Annotated in this window: 13 protein-coding genes; 3 read left to right on the top strand and 10 right to left on the bottom strand. The window is 42.4% G+C overall.

Going from position 1 to position 15,606, the window contains the following annotated elements:
* Positions 1-7: 7 nt before the first annotated feature.
* From BN3769_RS14005 to BN3769_RS14015, 3 genes are read right to left on the bottom strand one after another with little or no spacing between them, the layout of a single operon-like run.
* Positions 8-787 carry an ABC transporter permease gene (locus BN3769_RS14005; protein ID WP_068471449.1) on the bottom strand — a complete coding sequence of 260 codons (780 nt, stop codon included), beginning with the start codon at positions 785-787 and terminating at the stop codon, positions 8-10.
* Positions 784-1,560 (bottom strand): ABC transporter ATP-binding protein, encoded by a 777-nt coding sequence (locus BN3769_RS14010; protein ID WP_068471450.1) that lies wholly within the window; start codon positions 1,558-1,560, stop codon positions 784-786. The genes BN3769_RS14005 and BN3769_RS14010 overlap by 4 nt, the downstream gene beginning before the upstream one ends.
* A complete protein-coding gene (locus tag BN3769_RS14015; RefSeq protein ID WP_068471451.1) occupies positions 1,557-2,621 on the bottom strand; it encodes an ABC transporter substrate-binding protein in 1,065 nt (354 codons plus the stop codon). The genes BN3769_RS14010 and BN3769_RS14015 overlap by 4 nt, the downstream gene beginning before the upstream one ends.
* Positions 2,622-2,916: 295 nt before the next feature.
* On the opposite strand from BN3769_RS14015, the gene BN3769_RS14020 reads away from it, so the two are divergent.
* Complete coding sequence (locus BN3769_RS14020; protein WP_068471452.1) at positions 2,917-4,149, top strand: serine hydrolase domain-containing protein; 1,233 nt, start codon at positions 2,917-2,919, stop codon at positions 4,147-4,149.
* 75 nt (positions 4,150-4,224) lie between these two features.
* Positions 4,225-6,063, top strand: coding sequence for a tetratricopeptide repeat protein (locus tag BN3769_RS14025; RefSeq protein WP_068471453.1), 1,839 nt, complete (start codon positions 4,225-4,227; stop codon positions 6,061-6,063).
* Between the two features lie 93 nt (positions 6,064-6,156).
* Here BN3769_RS14025 and BN3769_RS14030 read toward each other — a convergent pair whose 3' ends face one another.
* From BN3769_RS14030 to BN3769_RS14875, 5 genes are all read right to left on the bottom strand, one after another.
* The gene (locus BN3769_RS14030) at positions 6,157-7,713 is read right to left on the bottom strand and encodes an ROK family protein (RefSeq protein WP_068471454.1); all 1,557 of its coding nucleotides are present in this window, start codon (positions 7,711-7,713) and stop codon (positions 6,157-6,159) included.
* A complete protein-coding gene (locus BN3769_RS14035; RefSeq protein ID WP_068471455.1) occupies positions 7,710-8,774 on the bottom strand; it encodes a DUF917 domain-containing protein in 1,065 nt (354 codons plus the stop codon). Before BN3769_RS14035 ends, BN3769_RS14030 begins: the two co-directional genes overlap by 4 nt.
* Entirely contained in the window at positions 8,758-9,969 is a 1,212-nt protein-coding gene (locus tag BN3769_RS14040; RefSeq protein WP_068471456.1) for a cytosine permease, read from the bottom strand. The genes BN3769_RS14035 and BN3769_RS14040 overlap by 17 nt, the downstream gene beginning before the upstream one ends.
* Before the next feature lie 13 nt (positions 9,970-9,982).
* Entirely contained in the window at positions 9,983-11,191 is a 1,209-nt protein-coding gene (locus BN3769_RS14045) for a hypothetical protein (RefSeq protein WP_154017940.1), read from the bottom strand.
* Between the two features lie 388 nt (positions 11,192-11,579).
* Positions 11,580-11,732 (bottom strand): hypothetical protein, encoded by a 153-nt coding sequence (locus BN3769_RS14875; RefSeq protein WP_154017941.1) that lies wholly within the window; start codon positions 11,730-11,732, stop codon positions 11,580-11,582.
* A gap of 181 nt (positions 11,733-11,913) precedes the next feature.
* Here BN3769_RS14875 and BN3769_RS14050 point away from each other — a divergent pair, with 181 nt between their 5' ends.
* Complete coding sequence (locus BN3769_RS14050; RefSeq protein ID WP_068471458.1) at positions 11,914-13,335, top strand: PspC-like choline-binding domain-containing protein; 1,422 nt, start codon at positions 11,914-11,916, stop codon at positions 13,333-13,335.
* Between the two features lie 248 nt (positions 13,336-13,583).
* Here the strand turns inward: BN3769_RS14050 and BN3769_RS14055 are convergent, their stop codons facing one another.
* On the bottom strand, positions 13,584-14,777 hold the full coding sequence (locus BN3769_RS14055; protein ID WP_068471459.1) for an MFS transporter: 1,194 nt from the start codon (positions 14,775-14,777) through the stop codon (positions 13,584-13,586).
* A gap of 129 nt (positions 14,778-14,906) precedes the next feature.
* Positions 14,907-15,539 (bottom strand): helix-turn-helix transcriptional regulator, encoded by a 633-nt coding sequence (locus BN3769_RS14060; protein ID WP_068471460.1) that lies wholly within the window; start codon positions 15,537-15,539, stop codon positions 14,907-14,909.
* Positions 15,540-15,606 lie beyond the last annotated feature (67 nt).

The following is a 15,606-nucleotide window of genomic DNA, read 5'->3' on the forward strand; positions in this document are numbered from 1 at the left end:
AGCCCGATTATAATTGCCGGATTGACTTTTGCGTTCCCCAGCGCATATGGACAAAATTTTCTAATGAGGAAAAGATGAATTTATCGACAGACAATCCGATAATAATAATCACAATCATGACGCCTACAACGCCATCCATGGCATGCAGCTCTCTTCCATAATGAAGTAAATTTCCCAATCCAAATCCTGTCAATACCGTAATATAAATTTCAGCAGCCATCAGAGAACGCCAGGCAAAGGCCCACCCTTGCTTCATGCCAGTGATGATAAAGGGCAAAGAAGCTGGTAAAATCACTTTTAGCCACGTATGCAATCCTTTTGATCCCAATGTCCTTGCGGCTCTAATATAAATAGTTGGTACATTCCTTACGCCTGTATCGGTGGCCAGAGCAATTGACCAGACAGATCCCATAACGACAATAAAAAACATGGCTTTTTCCGTCTGCCCAAACCATAAAATGGCCAGAGGGGCCCAACAGACGCTTGGCAAGGTTTGCATTCCTAAAGCGATTGTGCCAATTGTGTCTTCAAATAGTTGAAAGCGGGCATTTAATAAGCCTATAGGAATGCCGACGATAAGACCGACCGCATACCCTTGCAATAAACGCCTCAACGTCACATAAGTGGCGGAAAGAAGAGTGCCGTCCTTAGTCGAGGCGATCAAATATTGAATAACTTCCACCGGAGAAGGAATCAAAACATGAGACCAGATATTGGCATAGATTAAAAACTGCCAAATCAAGATAAGGATCAAAAAGAAAGCACCGGCAAATAGTAAACGTTTCATGGCTGCTCAAAGGAAGAAAAACTGGATTTGAGAACATGGGTGATTTCACTGGCAAATTGAGCGACTTCCACACTGCGTATCTCCCTTAAGCGAGGAAGAGGGATGAGAAATTGCTCTTTTATCCTACCAGGGTTGGAAGCAAATAAGAAAACACGGTCTCCTAAGCAGACCGCTTCCGATACATTATGGGTCACAAAAATAATTGTTTTACGCTGTTTTTGCCAAATCTTTTGAATGTCATCATAAAGCTGCTCGCGAGTCAAGGCATCTAAAGCCGCAAAAGGCTCATCCATTAAAAGCAGATGCGGATCGGGAGCCAAAGCACGTGCAAGCGCCACACGCTGTTTCATCCCCCCTGATAGTTCATAAACTCTGGCATGCATAAATTTCTCCAGCCCGACAAGACGGAGATAAAATTTGGCCAATTCTAAACGTTGTGTGGAAGAGAGGTCTTTTTTTAGCTTTAGCCCAAATAAGACATTGTCTAAGACATCCAACCACGGAAAAAGAGCCGCCTCTTGGAACATCACCATGCGATCGCTGCTAGGTCCTGTAATCGGCCGGCCATTATCGTAAACCGCTCCCTTGTCCGGAAAATCCAGCCCGGCAATCAGATTCAGCAAAGTGGTTTTTCCGCATCCCGAAGGCCCGACTAGACAAACGAATTCCCCCTCTTGAATTTCCATATAAATATTTTCAAGCGCTTGAACATCATTGGTCTTTATCTTAAATTGCTTATAAACATGGTCTATGACGATTTTAGGAGGATTCATGGCGTCCGCTTAATTTGTAAAGGCAACATCTTCTTTTTAAAGGTTTCTTTTTCATCTAATACCTCTCTTAATAAATGCAAATCATAGATATGCTCAAGTTGAGGCTCCTGCTTAAGAAAGCCCAACTCATAAGCCCAATCTGCATAGCGGTATAAAGAGGCTTGAATAGGCGCATAGGTTAAATTGATCTGCTTCCAGGCGCGATCAAGAACAGCGGGAGACAAGGAAACAAACGTTTCCCTTTTTATCTCCTCATTAAATAAGGCCTTAGCCTTGGCCTCATAAGCTTCTATCCATTCTGTCAACTCAATATGAGCTAAAATCCATTTTTTAACTAAATCCGCCTGTTTTTTTAAAAAACTTTCATTGCAAACAAGGTGGGTGGTGATATACTTGCCTCCCGTTAAAGCCCACAGATCGCTTTCTTCCAAAAAGACTTTTCCTTTCGCTTCTATGACAAGGCGGCTAACCCAAGGTTCGACTGTCCATGCCGCATCTAAATCTCTTTGCTGAAATAAAGTCAATTGATCCACTCCATTCATGGGAAGCACCGTGACATCTCCTCCGAATAAATTAAATTGAAATCCTTTGGAGTACAACCATGCGCGTGCCATGACATCCTGTGTATTACCCAATTGAGGGGTGGCAATTTTTTTCCCCTTAAAATCTGCAACGGACTCAATTCTATCCGGCTGAACAACTAAAGCGGACCCTCCGCTGCAGGCTCCGCAAACAATGCGGATATGCTGCCCTTTCGCCCTTACATACGCATTAATGGTTGGACTAGGCCCTACATAAGTTAAATCGATCGAATCGGCAAAAAGGGCTTCCATGGCACTCGGCCCGTCCGAATAGACAAACCATTGCAATTCGATATCGGGGCCTAAATAATTTTCAAACCATCCTTTTGATTCCCTTGTCAATCCATGCCCAATTACGGCCTGAGCATGCGTGACCGTTGCAAAATGCCCAATCCGGATCACCGTCTTTTCCTTAGCGACAAGAAAAGAGCTGGTAAGCAAAAAAAATAAGATGTTTAAGAATATTTTTTTCTTCAGCATGGCTATCTAAATAATTTACTTGCATATACGGCTAAACTATGCATGCTTAGTTTTATTATGATAAGAAAAATTAGAATTTTTTTAATGGGCATTGAAATTTTTTATGAAACTCCACAAACGCATGCCATAAATGGCTATTCAAACCCGGGTTCTTTTTCCCTAAGAGGGTGTATTAAAGCTAAAATTTTTAGGCAATGATATTTAAATCATTTAAAATATTAAGGTTATAGTCATCTATTGACTTTAGGAATTCATTTCTTTTGCATATACAGAAGGAGAGGCTTAAGTGTCTATTATGATCAAAGTCAAGCCGGAAGAAGTCGGCCTATCTTCCGGGCGTTTAAGCCAAATCAATAAATTGGTGCAAAGCTATATTCAGGCAGAATTAGTACCGGGGGCTATTGCATTAGTTGCACGCCGTGGAAAAATCGCGCACTTTGGCACTTATGGCAAAATGGATGTGGAAAATGAAAAATTTATGCGGGAAGAGGCTATTTTTCGCCTTTATTCAATGACCAAGCCCATTATTGCCGTCGCTTTGCTTGTTCTGTATGAACAAGGCCATTTTCAGCTTTCAGATCCCGTATCAAAATTTATTCCGGAATTTCTCAGTCTAGGTGTATTTGAAGAGGGAACAGCTACCCAATTCTCAACAGTGCCTGCTGGAAGAGAGATGACTATCAGGGACCTTCTTCTGCATACTTCCGGACTTACCCATTATCTACTCAATCTTTCGCCCGTCGGAGACATGTACCGGTCTGCCGGCATAGTAGGCATGCACTCCGAAAGAGATTTGAAGCACATGATCCAACAGTTAAGCCAATTGCCTTTGGCCTTTCAACCCGGCAAGCAATGGCATTACAGCATTAGCTATGATGTCATTGCCTACTTAATTGAATACTTTTCCGGCATGCGCTTAGATGAATTTATCAATAAAAAAATTACAGCCCCGCTGAACATGCTGGATACCGCTTTCCATCTCCCTAAGCACAAGCAAAACCGCTTCACCACCCTCTATTCAAAAGATAGCAGTCAAATCGTAGCTAGCAAACTTGTCCGAGCCGATGAAGAACGCCATACAACGCATTTTTTTAATTCGCCATCTTTTTTATCCGGAGGAGGGGGAATGGTCTCTACAGGAATGGATTATCTGCGCTTCTGTCAGATGCTGCTAAATCGAGGAGAAATGGATGGAAATCGTATTTTAAGTCGCAAAACGATTGAGCTGATGACGACTAACCACTTGGCAGGAGATTTGGGACAGTTCAGCCAGGAAGGAATATCCCATGAAATTAGTCCGGAAGGCATTGGATTTGGCTTAGGAGTCGCCGTCATGCTAGACCCAGCCAAAGCGCAAATTCTTGGAACACCCGGCGAATATTCCTGGAACGGAATGGCGAGTACCAGCTTTTTTATCGATCCTAAAGAAGAATTGATCGGTATTTTTCTCACTCAAGTCATGCCTTCCCATCATTACTCTTTTCAGCGAGATTTTCGAGTCGCCGTTTATCAATCGCTTTTAAATTAATAGAAATAATGAAATACTCTTTCATTAAACAAATTAATTAATTTAAAAAAATATTTCCAATTATTAATTCTTAAAATGAAAACTAATTTTAGTCCATTTTATCCTGAAATAAATTCTTTTGCTGTCTTTGAAGACGACCTTAACTCAGCGGATATCGGCCTGCAGCCGGCCGTTCCCTGGCAAGGGCTATGCTTGGATGTGATCAGCCATCTTGCCTGCTTTTTCGATTTTCAAGATTTATTGCATTTCGAACAAGTGGAGAAGCGCCATTTATTGGCGACGCATGTGGCTTGGAAAGAGCTTAGAAAGAAGGATCATTTTCAATTTGATTGGTCGGAATGTCAAAGCCTTCCGAATAAAGAAAAATGGAATTATCTATTTGGCGCCATGCTCGTTCAAATACTGAGCATGCGGATTTTGTTTAGAGATCACGTTTGCCTGCCTTTAATGCGAGATACGTTGATGGCAATCAGAATGAGAGAACAATTTTCCTATATCATTAAGAATTCTACGCTATTAGGGACTTATTTATCGCAGAATCTGAAAGAGCTAAGCCATTCTTCATCCATTCAGAAGGACATTCTAGGAAAGCTAGATCTCAATGTGACTTCCCATCAGGAAGCAAAAATACCAGTCAATCGACTTTTTGGAGGAGACGTGTGCCTAGAAGGGCTGCAAGCCTTTATCAAATGGACAGCTTGTTTGAAACAACCCAATTCCCCTCCCTTAGTCTCTTTTGATATCGTCAAACAAACCCTGACTGAAGCAAGCGAGAAAGGCGCCACCTTCCCAAGCACCATTCTAGCTCGTTTTCAGCTGCCCTTGTCCACTCCTATTTTTGCTTCCGTTTATCTTGAGCTGCAGCAGGGGCTTGCCATACAAGCCGAGCGGCAAGGCGACTGCCGCGCTTTAATAGAGTTGGCCTCCCATTCTTCTCTGCCAAATTTAGAGAAACTGCATCAGCATAGCCAGCATCCTTGGCTTTTATTCCAATTAGCTTGCCACTATAGAGCAACAGATATCAAAAAAGCTGATACCTTTTTCTCCCAATCCATCCTTGGATATGGCAAAAATAGTCCTCCACAGCTGTTATATAAAGCCGGCTTAAATAAATGCCACCTAAATAAAAAAGAGGAGGCCGCAGCCCTTTTCGAACAAGCTATTAAAGCGTATGGCCAAAATATTCCTCTAGACTTGCGATGCTGGGCTGCCCATGTCAATCACCTTCTCAAAAACTATCAAAAGGCCATTACTCTTTTAGAGGGCGTCCCGTTTCCTACGTTAAAGCCTAGATTTATTTGCTTAATCGGATTCTGTTATTTTCATCTTGGCAAATATGGGAAGGCTGAAGAGGCTTTTGAACTCTCTTTATCCATTTATGGCCCAAACGCTCCTATAGAAGCTTTGTGGGCAATATCACGCAATTTATACAAGCTCAAAAGATATAAGAAGGTTATCCTTTTGCTTAAAAAAGCAATAGGCATCTACAAGTCCCAAAACCAGCCTGTTTCCCCTAAAATATATTCCAAGCTGGCCGGTTGTTTATTTGAATTGCGCCAATACCGAAAAGCCTGCCCTTATTTCGAGAAAGCTGTTCAAGGCTATAAGTTCCAAGCGCCTTTTACTACTAATATTAGATTACTCGAAAGGCAAGCGGCTAATCTGCTAAAGCTAAAGCGCTATCAGAAGGCTCTCCTTGTCTTTGAAAAAATCCTTGCGGTTCGCGGCACTCAAGTTTCTTATAGCGTGCTCTTAGATACATTAACAACCCTTTTAAATTTGAAAAAGGAAGCGGAAGCTGAACTCTTATTCAACCAAATCTTAGTCAGGCACGGAACAGAAACTGCCGATGCATTGTGGCAAATGGCTCAGGAAAGGAAAGAATCCCAAAAAGGATGGCTTTGCTTTAAATAGCAAAGCTTAAATGAAAGCCATCACATACCCACGCTTCATTAGCCCCTTCTTGCAGCCCTTCGGCCTGCAAGAAAGGGTAAAAAAACTCAAAAATCAATTTTTGATCTTTTTCTGCGGGCCTGCGGCGCGAATAATGACGCGCGCCATTTGATTGGGCAAATAAGGATAAGGTAAAATGTGCTGATCAATCAATCGCACCTTATCTGGATCTGCTCCTTGCTCAATGGCTTGCCGCACAGCCTGGCTTTTTAAAGACTCCAATGTAGCTTCTCGCTGGCTTAAGCTCACAACAGTATCAATGGTTGCAGCTATTTCAGATAATGTCGCTCCATAAGCGTTGGCGACATCAAAATAAGAAGGCAAGAAGCAATTGTCAGGCATTTGTACACAGGAAAATAAGGTTGCTCCTCCTCCTACGATAATCATTGGCAGATAATCATGCCCGCCCCGCATTGCGCAAGCAAGCTCGCTGACCTTGGCAAAGGCCTGCGAAAGGATGCGATTGGCTTGATCTCTTGTGAGGCCACTTCGCTCAGGATCTGCTTGATCGATGCAGAGACATCCGGTAACCAATGCAGCATCTGTCAAAGTCAGTTGATCGCCTCCAAAGGCTTTTGCCTTTTCCATCAATTCCCTTGCTACACTCCGCGGCCCAATTTGAAAAGCTTCCGCTTCCATCGATATGCAGCTTCCCCCTCCTAGCCCAATGGACAATACATCGGGCATGGAAAAATTGAGGCGGACGCCGCCAATCAATGAGGTATTCAGGCTTCTTCTTGGGAATCCTTTTGAGACTAAGCCGACATCCGTTGAGGTTCCACCAATATCGATCACAATAGCATTCGTTTGCTTGGCCAGCAAGGCGCCCCCTCTAAATGAATTGGTCGGACCGGCCGACATCGTCAAGACCGGATATTCAATAGCCTGCTGAAGGGTCATCAAGCTTCCGTCATTTTGAGTAATAAACAAAGGGCTGTTCAATCCCAGATCCCGGCAAGCCGTTTGCAGAGAGCGGAAACCTTGCGCCATGACTTTTTTTAAAGCAGCATTGAGAATGGTCGAATTCTCTCTTTCAATGAATCCGACTCCTCCAATTTCGCAAGAAAGAGAAATAGGCATTTCTCCTTTTACATAATTTGCAACGCCTATTTCTTGCTCGCGGCTGAGAGGAGAAAAAACTCCAATAATTGCCAAACTTTCCGCTCCAAGCTTTCTCAGCTCTTCGATAGCGTTTGCTATTTGATCGGGCTTTAAATCTTTAATCGCCCTTCCATCGCACTCAAACCCGCCATCAATCGTTCGTGCTCCCGCCAAAACAGCCTGCTTAAGCTCTTTGGGCCACTGATAGCAAGAAGGAAGCGTTTGCGGCTGATGGCCTGCTAGGCGGATGACGCCCACGCGATAGAGTCCTTGACGCTGTAAAATAGCATTGATCGCATGCGTTGTCCCCAAAAAAACCCCTTGAACGGCAGAGGGATGGACAGCAGCTTGTTTCAATAAGGAAGCGACTGCCGTTTTGAATCCCTGGCTAATCTCCCGAGTGGTGGTCACTTTAACGCTTGCTATGATGGTTTGCTGATCGTTTACCAAAACAGCGTCAGTATTTGTCCCACCAATATCAATTCCAATAGAAAATCTTTGGACTTTCATCGCTTTGCCTCATTTTGAATAGGTTGATAGCCGAATGAATAGCCAAAAGCGCGCGGCCCCACTAATTCTAGTCCGTGCGCCGACAGCCATGGAAGAGGAGAGGGAAAAGCCATGAGAACCACTTGCAGGCCATAGCGCAATCCTTCACTTGTAATAGGAGTAAAGCTCGTTTTCTCCAGCAGCACTAAAATATCCGGCGTCATGGCCAAAGGCCGGTCCTGCTGCAGGGCTACTAGATACTCATTCTGAAAAGAAATTCGAATTTTTCCTTCTTTCGCCAGCATTGTGGCGGTCCCCTTTAAGAATCCGCCTTCAACGGTCTGATCAACGTCAATTAAATTCCCCTCTGCCAACAGGCGGGCATCCCACTGTTTTTCCAAAAGAGGAAATAAGTCGTTAGATCGATTATTAGCAATGGTTCTTCCCAATTGCATGGCTCGAGAAATGGAACTAGCTAGTGTTCCTTGCTTAGCCGCCAATCCATCCATTAGATAGAAAGCAGCCGCGCTGCTCGATCCCATCGCAACCGTCGCTGCGCGCGCAATCCGTTCTAATGACTCCGGACTGTCTGCGTGGATCATCAAGGAATTGCCCAAACTGTCGGCTTGAAAGGCAGGGCCTAAAGGCAAGCCGGCAAGATAGCACGTGCTCATTTGCAAAGCCGGAAAAGCCCGCCCGATCATATCGGCATCCAAAACGGGGATGCCCAACTGGCTGGCTGCAAAAAAAGGCGTCAAGGCGTTTGCTCCGCCGATTTCGGCAGCCATCAGCGCTGCCGGGGTTTTCCCTAAATTTTTTTTGATGGCATCTACAATGGCAAACAGCTCACGGCCGCTTGGAATTTTTTCTAGGCTGATTAAAGGGGCTCCCATGAATGTCACAGGAACGACAAGGTCCTCTTCATTTAGCTCTTCTAACGAGATTAAGTCGGGCAACCCATATTGTTCCACTTGATAGTCAATCATTGGCAAGACGTTGAAAGGATCCCCCCCTCCGCCAGACCCCAACACAGCACTACCTAGGGCCAAATTTGCCAAATCTTCTTTAGTCAATCGCTGCATATACTTTTCCTTTATTAAAATTTAAAAGCATCATATTTACAATCAAGGCCAGGAAGAAGGCATCCAAAAAAGCAATGGAAGATAGCTCCCACAGCTTAAGAAGCGAGCCGATCCCTCCCAGCAATCCTCCTGCCCATGCCAATAGGCAGTTTTTTTCGCTGACGGCCTTTCCTTGCCAGCTTTCCCACAGATAGCTTGATAACAAAATGGCGCCGATGCTGCCTATCCCCAATCCCACAAGATTTAAAGACAGCTCTAAGTGCTCGGCAGGATTCAAGCAAGCAAGAAGCGTTCCTCCTATTCCCAGCATCAGTACCCTTGCTTTAAACGTGAAAGAAGGAAAAACTATCTGCGAGCTGGCGACAGCTGAATAGAGATTGGCATTATTCGTCGTCCATCCAGCCAACAGAATAAATAGAGCCGTCCACATACTCCACCAAACACCCTGCCCGGCTTGCAGCACTTCAACGATTGTCTTAGCTTGGCCTTGGCAAGCCAAATAAACACCTGCCATTTCAATTACGGGTACGATAAGCCCATATAGAACAAGAATGCTGATATAGGCATCTTTAGGCGATTTAGCATGCCGAAAAAATGTCGGCAAATCGATAACGGCCCCTAATTCAATCCCAAGGATAATTGCAAGCCCTTCCCAAATGGAAAAAGAAGGATTGTTTTCTTGAGGCTCGAATTCAACGCTCCAAAGCGCATATCCTACAGTTAAAATGAGCAAAGGCAGGCTAATGTCAGCTAGCCGATTAACAGCTTTGATCCCCTTGAGCATGAGCAAAGATAAAACCAATCCCAGCAAAGCATTTAGCAAATAGGAAGGACATTTTAGGCCCGCCTTAAGAGTAAAATGTTCCAATCCAAGGCTCATGAGATTGAGCTGAATGGCAAACCAGCCCATCATAGATCCCATCAACGCTAACGCAAAAAGCTGGCTCCCTCTCTTGCCGAAATAACGCTTGGCTTGCTCAGCAGTGCTATTGCGATACGTGACGCTCATGCGAGCCGAAATCAGTCCTAAAATAAGCAAAAGCGCATTGCCTATACCGATAATAGAGAAAGAAGCCCTCCACCCATATTTTTCGCATAGCAAGCTTCCAATGAAGATGACAGGCAGGCAGATGACTCCGCCGGCCTGAATGCTGAGCAGCTGCCTCCAGGATTGCAAGGTTTGTAAAGATTTCATCGTCTCTTCCCCTTTAAATATTATTTTTACTAAAGATGGAGCAGAAAACGTGCTGGATCAAAAATAGCTTTGGATTGCCTATCAAGCATCCCCATGCCTCTCCTCGTTCCTTATAGGTTTGCCAAAAGGCTGTTGAAGGAAGCGCTTTGTCTTGCAGTTCGTTTGGATATTGCCTGTGAACAGCGGCATTGGCCAAAATGATCGCCACGGGATCTTTTTTCAGGATCTTTTTCTTCCATTCTTGAGCAGCTAATGCCTCATCTGCGCGAACACAAATGCCTTCTATGGCAATAATGGCTTTATCCTCCTTCAAATCCTCTACCGGCAAATAGCAGCCGGCTTCTGCATTGGGCTGAAATAACACGGACGTTTGCTGGGCGATTTTGACGATTTCCTGGCTTGCAGCCGCTAACTTGGCCGTAAATTGCAAGCAGATGCCTTGGTTAAAGGCAAAGTTCATTAATGCCTCATAACTCCAAAACATGGGCAGTGTCGGCCAGCAAGTATTGTGTGCATAAATAAATGAAGAAGACAGCAAAGCTTCTATTTCTTCTTTGCGCGAAAGGACCGAAAATGAGGGAACGACTGTTTGCATTAGCCAACTAACGGATTGTTTAGCTAATTCTTGCCGTAGCTTGCTTTCTAAATTTGTTGCAAAGCAGGTCGTAATGGCCAAAGAGCCAAAAGCCTTGAGCTTCTTGGGATTGCCGCGTTCGTTAGAAAGAAAGGGCGAACTCTCCTTGGCTTCTTTGATTTCCTTGGTTTGAGTAAGAAGATAGGACTCTAAAATAAAAAATAGTGTCTCTTCACAAGAAAAATTCCAGTTTTCACACTTCAAGACTTCGCTCAACGATTTTCGCTCTCTCATCCATTGTTGCAGAGCTTTAGATTCTTTAATCGTCTCTATCTCTTTCCAAATGACTCGAACCCTTTCCATTTCCTCTAAGTAGATCTTAGCTAGACGGGGTTCATTCAAAATTGATTGAGCCAAGCAAGCAATTCGCACAGCTCGAATCTGACAGGCATTTTCGCCAACTAAAGCATCAAACGCGCTCCAACGGCTTTGGCACAGTGCTTCTAGCGCTTTTTCTGTGGCGTAGAGCAAGAGTTGATACTCACTCAGCCCTTTCTTTAAATCGCCTCCAATCTTTTCTTCTGCTTTATAAGGCAGTAAATTGCTCAAATAATTTGTATTGATCGTAGATATAGCGTTAACCATCATAAAATCCTCAAAATAAAACTATTAAAATATAATAAACACAAACACCTGATAATCAAGTATTTAAAACTCAAAAAAGTATAAGCGGAAGCTAAGGTTTTAAGACCTTAAACGACCGACCAATCAAGGCGTACTCAGGAAAAAATTAAGAATGATGGGAATGGCGATGGTGCCAAAAAGAAGGGAAGGAACAAGAAGGGAAGAAAAATGAAAAGGATAAAGCAGTCCTATCGCCTGCCTTTATAGAAGAGGGATTAGCTATCATAATAAAATTCCATTAACTAAACATTTAGATAAACCATGTCTTTAACTAGGCAATAGCAACTAAAAGGGTCGCTAGCATAATTAAAGAGAACGAAAAACTATTTTAATACAGACTAAAACGGAGAAATTAAGCGTGAAGATGGCAATGATGATGCCCAAAAGAAAGGAAAGAACGAATGAAAAGGAAAGATGCAAAAAGGGGACGTGTGCCGATTAAGCTGCAATCATCAAGCCAAGCTTGTTGAGTCAACTTTTCAGTAAAATTGATAAAATTAGACATAAAAACCTCTTTTTCAGGGTATCGATTATATTAAAGCAAGCGAAAATTAAGTGGCAAGATTTTTTAACTTTTCATAAAATTCTTTAAAAATCAGATATTCTATATTATTAAAAATATCTTAATAATTTATTAACACAATTATCATTTAATATAATTAGGTTTATTTTAAATTTGAGTTTTTATGAATCTCCCTATTTCACATTTAATTCCTCCCCCTAAAGACCCGCTAGATTCTTCGTCCTCGGGTGTAAAAGGAAAATGGGTTTATACAAACAAGCAAGTTTTTTATTCCACATCTCACAAACCTATCTCGGGACAAGGAAAAAAAATTGAAGTCTCGCTGCAGAAAGTTAAAAAGCTTTTACAAGAAGTAGATCCGCTTTCTTTAAAAGAAGGGGATATCGAATCTTTATCCGCATTAAAGGCTTTAGTTGGGGTTAAAGTTGAAAAATATAACCAAAGCCATGGACGTATTTATAAATTCTTCTCCAGGTTGATTTACGGAGATGTCAACGCGTATAAAAATCAAATCATCAAATCTGTGGACAGCCTTTTGGAAAGGAACGCGTTAGAGAAAGAGGCGAGTTCAAAAATCTCAGAAGCGGAAAAAGATGCCTCAAAAATTGCGGAGGAAGTTGTCAAAAGCCCAATAGAGAAGGAAGAATTGCCTCCTCTTTCAAGTTCTTTGCAAACACCTGAAAAGGCAGAATTTAAATCTCTTTATCAAGAATTTGCGCCTCAATTCGTTAAAGATTTTTTGCTTCCTTATATTACAGGGAAAATTCGCCCCGAGACAGAATCTAAAGACCGTCTTCCCATGATGGATAGATTGCTGAGCGAGCTAGAAAGGCAAAAGCAGGCGCCTTTATCGATTAACGAGAGAAAAGACATTGAACAACTGGCTTTAGACACTTATCTGCATGTGGCAATTGGCGGATTGTATGCCCATTTAAATAGAAACCATTCTCAAAAACCGATTGAAATCTACGCATATGGAAAGGAATTTACGAAAGAATTTCAAATGCTGCTTGATAGCTTGAAACCCTCTCTTATAAAGGACTTTCCCGCTCAAAATATCACCGATCAATACCTGGAAGAAATCGTAAAAAAAGCCTTAGTAAAATTTAATCAAGATGTTGAAGTCGATACAGCTATCGGAAATCCCGATGATCGATTTATAAAAGCTAAAGAAATTTTATCCGAAGAGAATATAACGAAATTAAGGCAGTTATATAAACAATATGCAGAAAACTTAGAAGAATTAATCTTATTGGAAGAGAAAACTCCACGTGCCCGTATAGCATATGAGGAAGCTAAAAAATCTAAAAATTTGTTTTTAAATAGTAAAGAAAATCGCTTGGAATATGAGCGCTTATACTCAAAAATTAAAAATAATTATTTTAATTTATTATCCAAAAAACAAGAATCTCTAGAAAATCTAAATAAAATAAAAGAAGAAATAAATAAAATAGAAAGCAAAAAATTGTTTTTAGATCCCAAACAAAGTGAACAAGAAATCAAAACAATAGCAGACGCCGAATTGGCAAAAGCGCAAGAGTATAAAAGCAAGCGATTAAAGAAAAATGCCGAGCTCGGAGAATAAGAAGATGTCCTACAAAACTGCTAAGATTGTTTCTTGAATAGAAGGGATTTAACATTCTCTGTAATCGCCATAAGCTATGCCACTCGCATGGCTTCTTTAGTCTAACAAGCCTTTTCTTATCTATACCATCCAAATTTGGGTTTAAAAAACCTTCCAAGAAAAGAGATTAAAAGCTTAATAACTTGAGTTTAGCGTTTTTTTGCCCTTTGGACTGACGTGAAAGCTCGTGCAGATGAAAAATGGCAAACTCAGGTTAATCCCCCATTCCGTTTAATAAATAAGAAAACAAGAGCCGCGGCCAATTGCATTGAAATAGAGAAGCCGATAAGCAAAGGCAAATGAAAATCATAGAGCATGCCCATTAAAGCGCTTCCCAAAAACCAAGCCACTCCAAACCAAATGTTGAAAATACCATAAGCCGTAGCCCGCTGCTGGCTGCTGACTAAATGGGCAATGATTGCCCGCATGATCGACTCTTGGGCCCCCAGCCCAATCCCCCAAATTAACATTCCCAATAAAGAAAAGGCAAAACCGCCTAGAAACACAAGAGGGGGAAAAAGAAGGGATAAAAGCGTTGTGCCGATTAAGATGGATATGCCATAGCGATCGAAGAGATGACCGAAGAGGAAAGCCGAGAGTCCACCTATTCCCATGGCAGCAGCATAGAAAAGAGGGATCCATGACGAAGAGACAATGGCTTGTTTTTGAAAGTGATAGGCAATTAAGGGAAAATCCACATAGCCTGCCGCCAATAAACAAATAGCGGAAAGATACAGCCAATAAGACTTGCGAAAGTCACTCGAATCGAGAGAGGGATGAGCCACTTCCAGCTCTTGAGGCCTTGGGAAAAAAAATCGGGCCGCTGCCAACAACAAGAGAGAAAGAAGGGCGGGTATTAAAAGCCATTCAAATCCCCATGCGTAGCTGCCTTGGATAAATAAGATCCACGATATAAGCAAAGGGCCTAGAACAGCTCCTATTTGATCCATGGCTTCGTGCAATCCAAAACCCCAACCACGCCCTGTGGCATGGGTCGCATAAGACAGCATAGCGTCTTTAGAAGGACTGCGGATGGCTTTGCCAAACCTTTCGAGGATAATAAGTCCTGCCGCCGCAGGCCATGTTTGCGCAAACGCCAATAAGGGAACACTAAGCAGGTTAAGGGCGTATCCTATACCCGTCAATAGCCAGTATTTACCTGTTTTATCACTGAAGTATCCGGAAACTAAGCGCAAAGCATAGCCGATTAGTTCCCCTAGACCGGCTATTATACCGACAACTGTTGCCGATGCTCCTAAGAAGGCCAAATAAGGCCCTGTTATGCTTCTTGCCCCTTCATAGGTCATATCGGCAAAGAGACTGACGAGCCCCATCAACACCACAAACCGAATAGCTTTTTGTGTGGTTAAAGAAGAGGCTCGGTTTCCTAATTCTTTAGACATCCCTCTCGCCTTTAAATTTGCTAATGCGCTAATAAAAGCCTAGACATTCCAAGTTTTGAATAGTTCAAATTATCATTTATTTCAAGAGCCAGAGAAAAGCAAAGGCGCTTCAATGCATCGCTTTGCCTTTTATGATTCTTCTAGCCCTTTCAAATAATTGTAAATGCTGGCCCGAGAAAGTTTAAGATATTGGGCAACGGAAGGAATGGCATTTTTATAGTTAAAAATACCCTTTGCATATAGATATAGGACCATTTCTTTTTTTTGCTGCCGATTAAGATGGCTCAACGCCAAATGATGCTCATGCAAGTAATGCTGAATGAATTGCTGAATTTGTTCTTGGCTGTCCCCTCCAAAAAGCTCAATGGGATTTTCTCCTTCATCTTTCACGTTTAAAAAGACATTGAGAAGCTGGCGGGCTTCTTGAAAAAAACGCGTATCGACATTAAAACAAATTAAACCAATTGCTTCTTGTTGCTGGTCCCGAATCGTAATCGATGTGCATTTGAGCGGACGTCCATCCCAATTGCGTTTATAATAAGGCTCAAAATAAGCCGGAAACTGGCTTGTTTCAATCCGCAATTCCTGCAAAGGGGTAGGATCTCCTACTTTGCGCTGAGAAATATTATGGTAAAGAGCCACAATTTTTCCTGCTTTTAAATCATGGACGGCAACTTCCACAAAAGGATGAAAAAGCTTCACAAGTGCTTCAATCAGAGGCTGATAAATTCGAAGTTCTTGACTCAACTCTTGTTCTTTCATGCCCGGCCACTATTCTTTATTTTTAGATCAAAAGTATAATATAAACATCCTCTGAGAAGAAAGGAAA

Source organism: Candidatus Protochlamydia phocaeensis (assembly GCF_001545115.1).
Taxonomy (GTDB): Bacteria; Chlamydiota; Chlamydiia; order Chlamydiales; family Parachlamydiaceae; genus Protochlamydia_A; species Protochlamydia_A phocaeensis.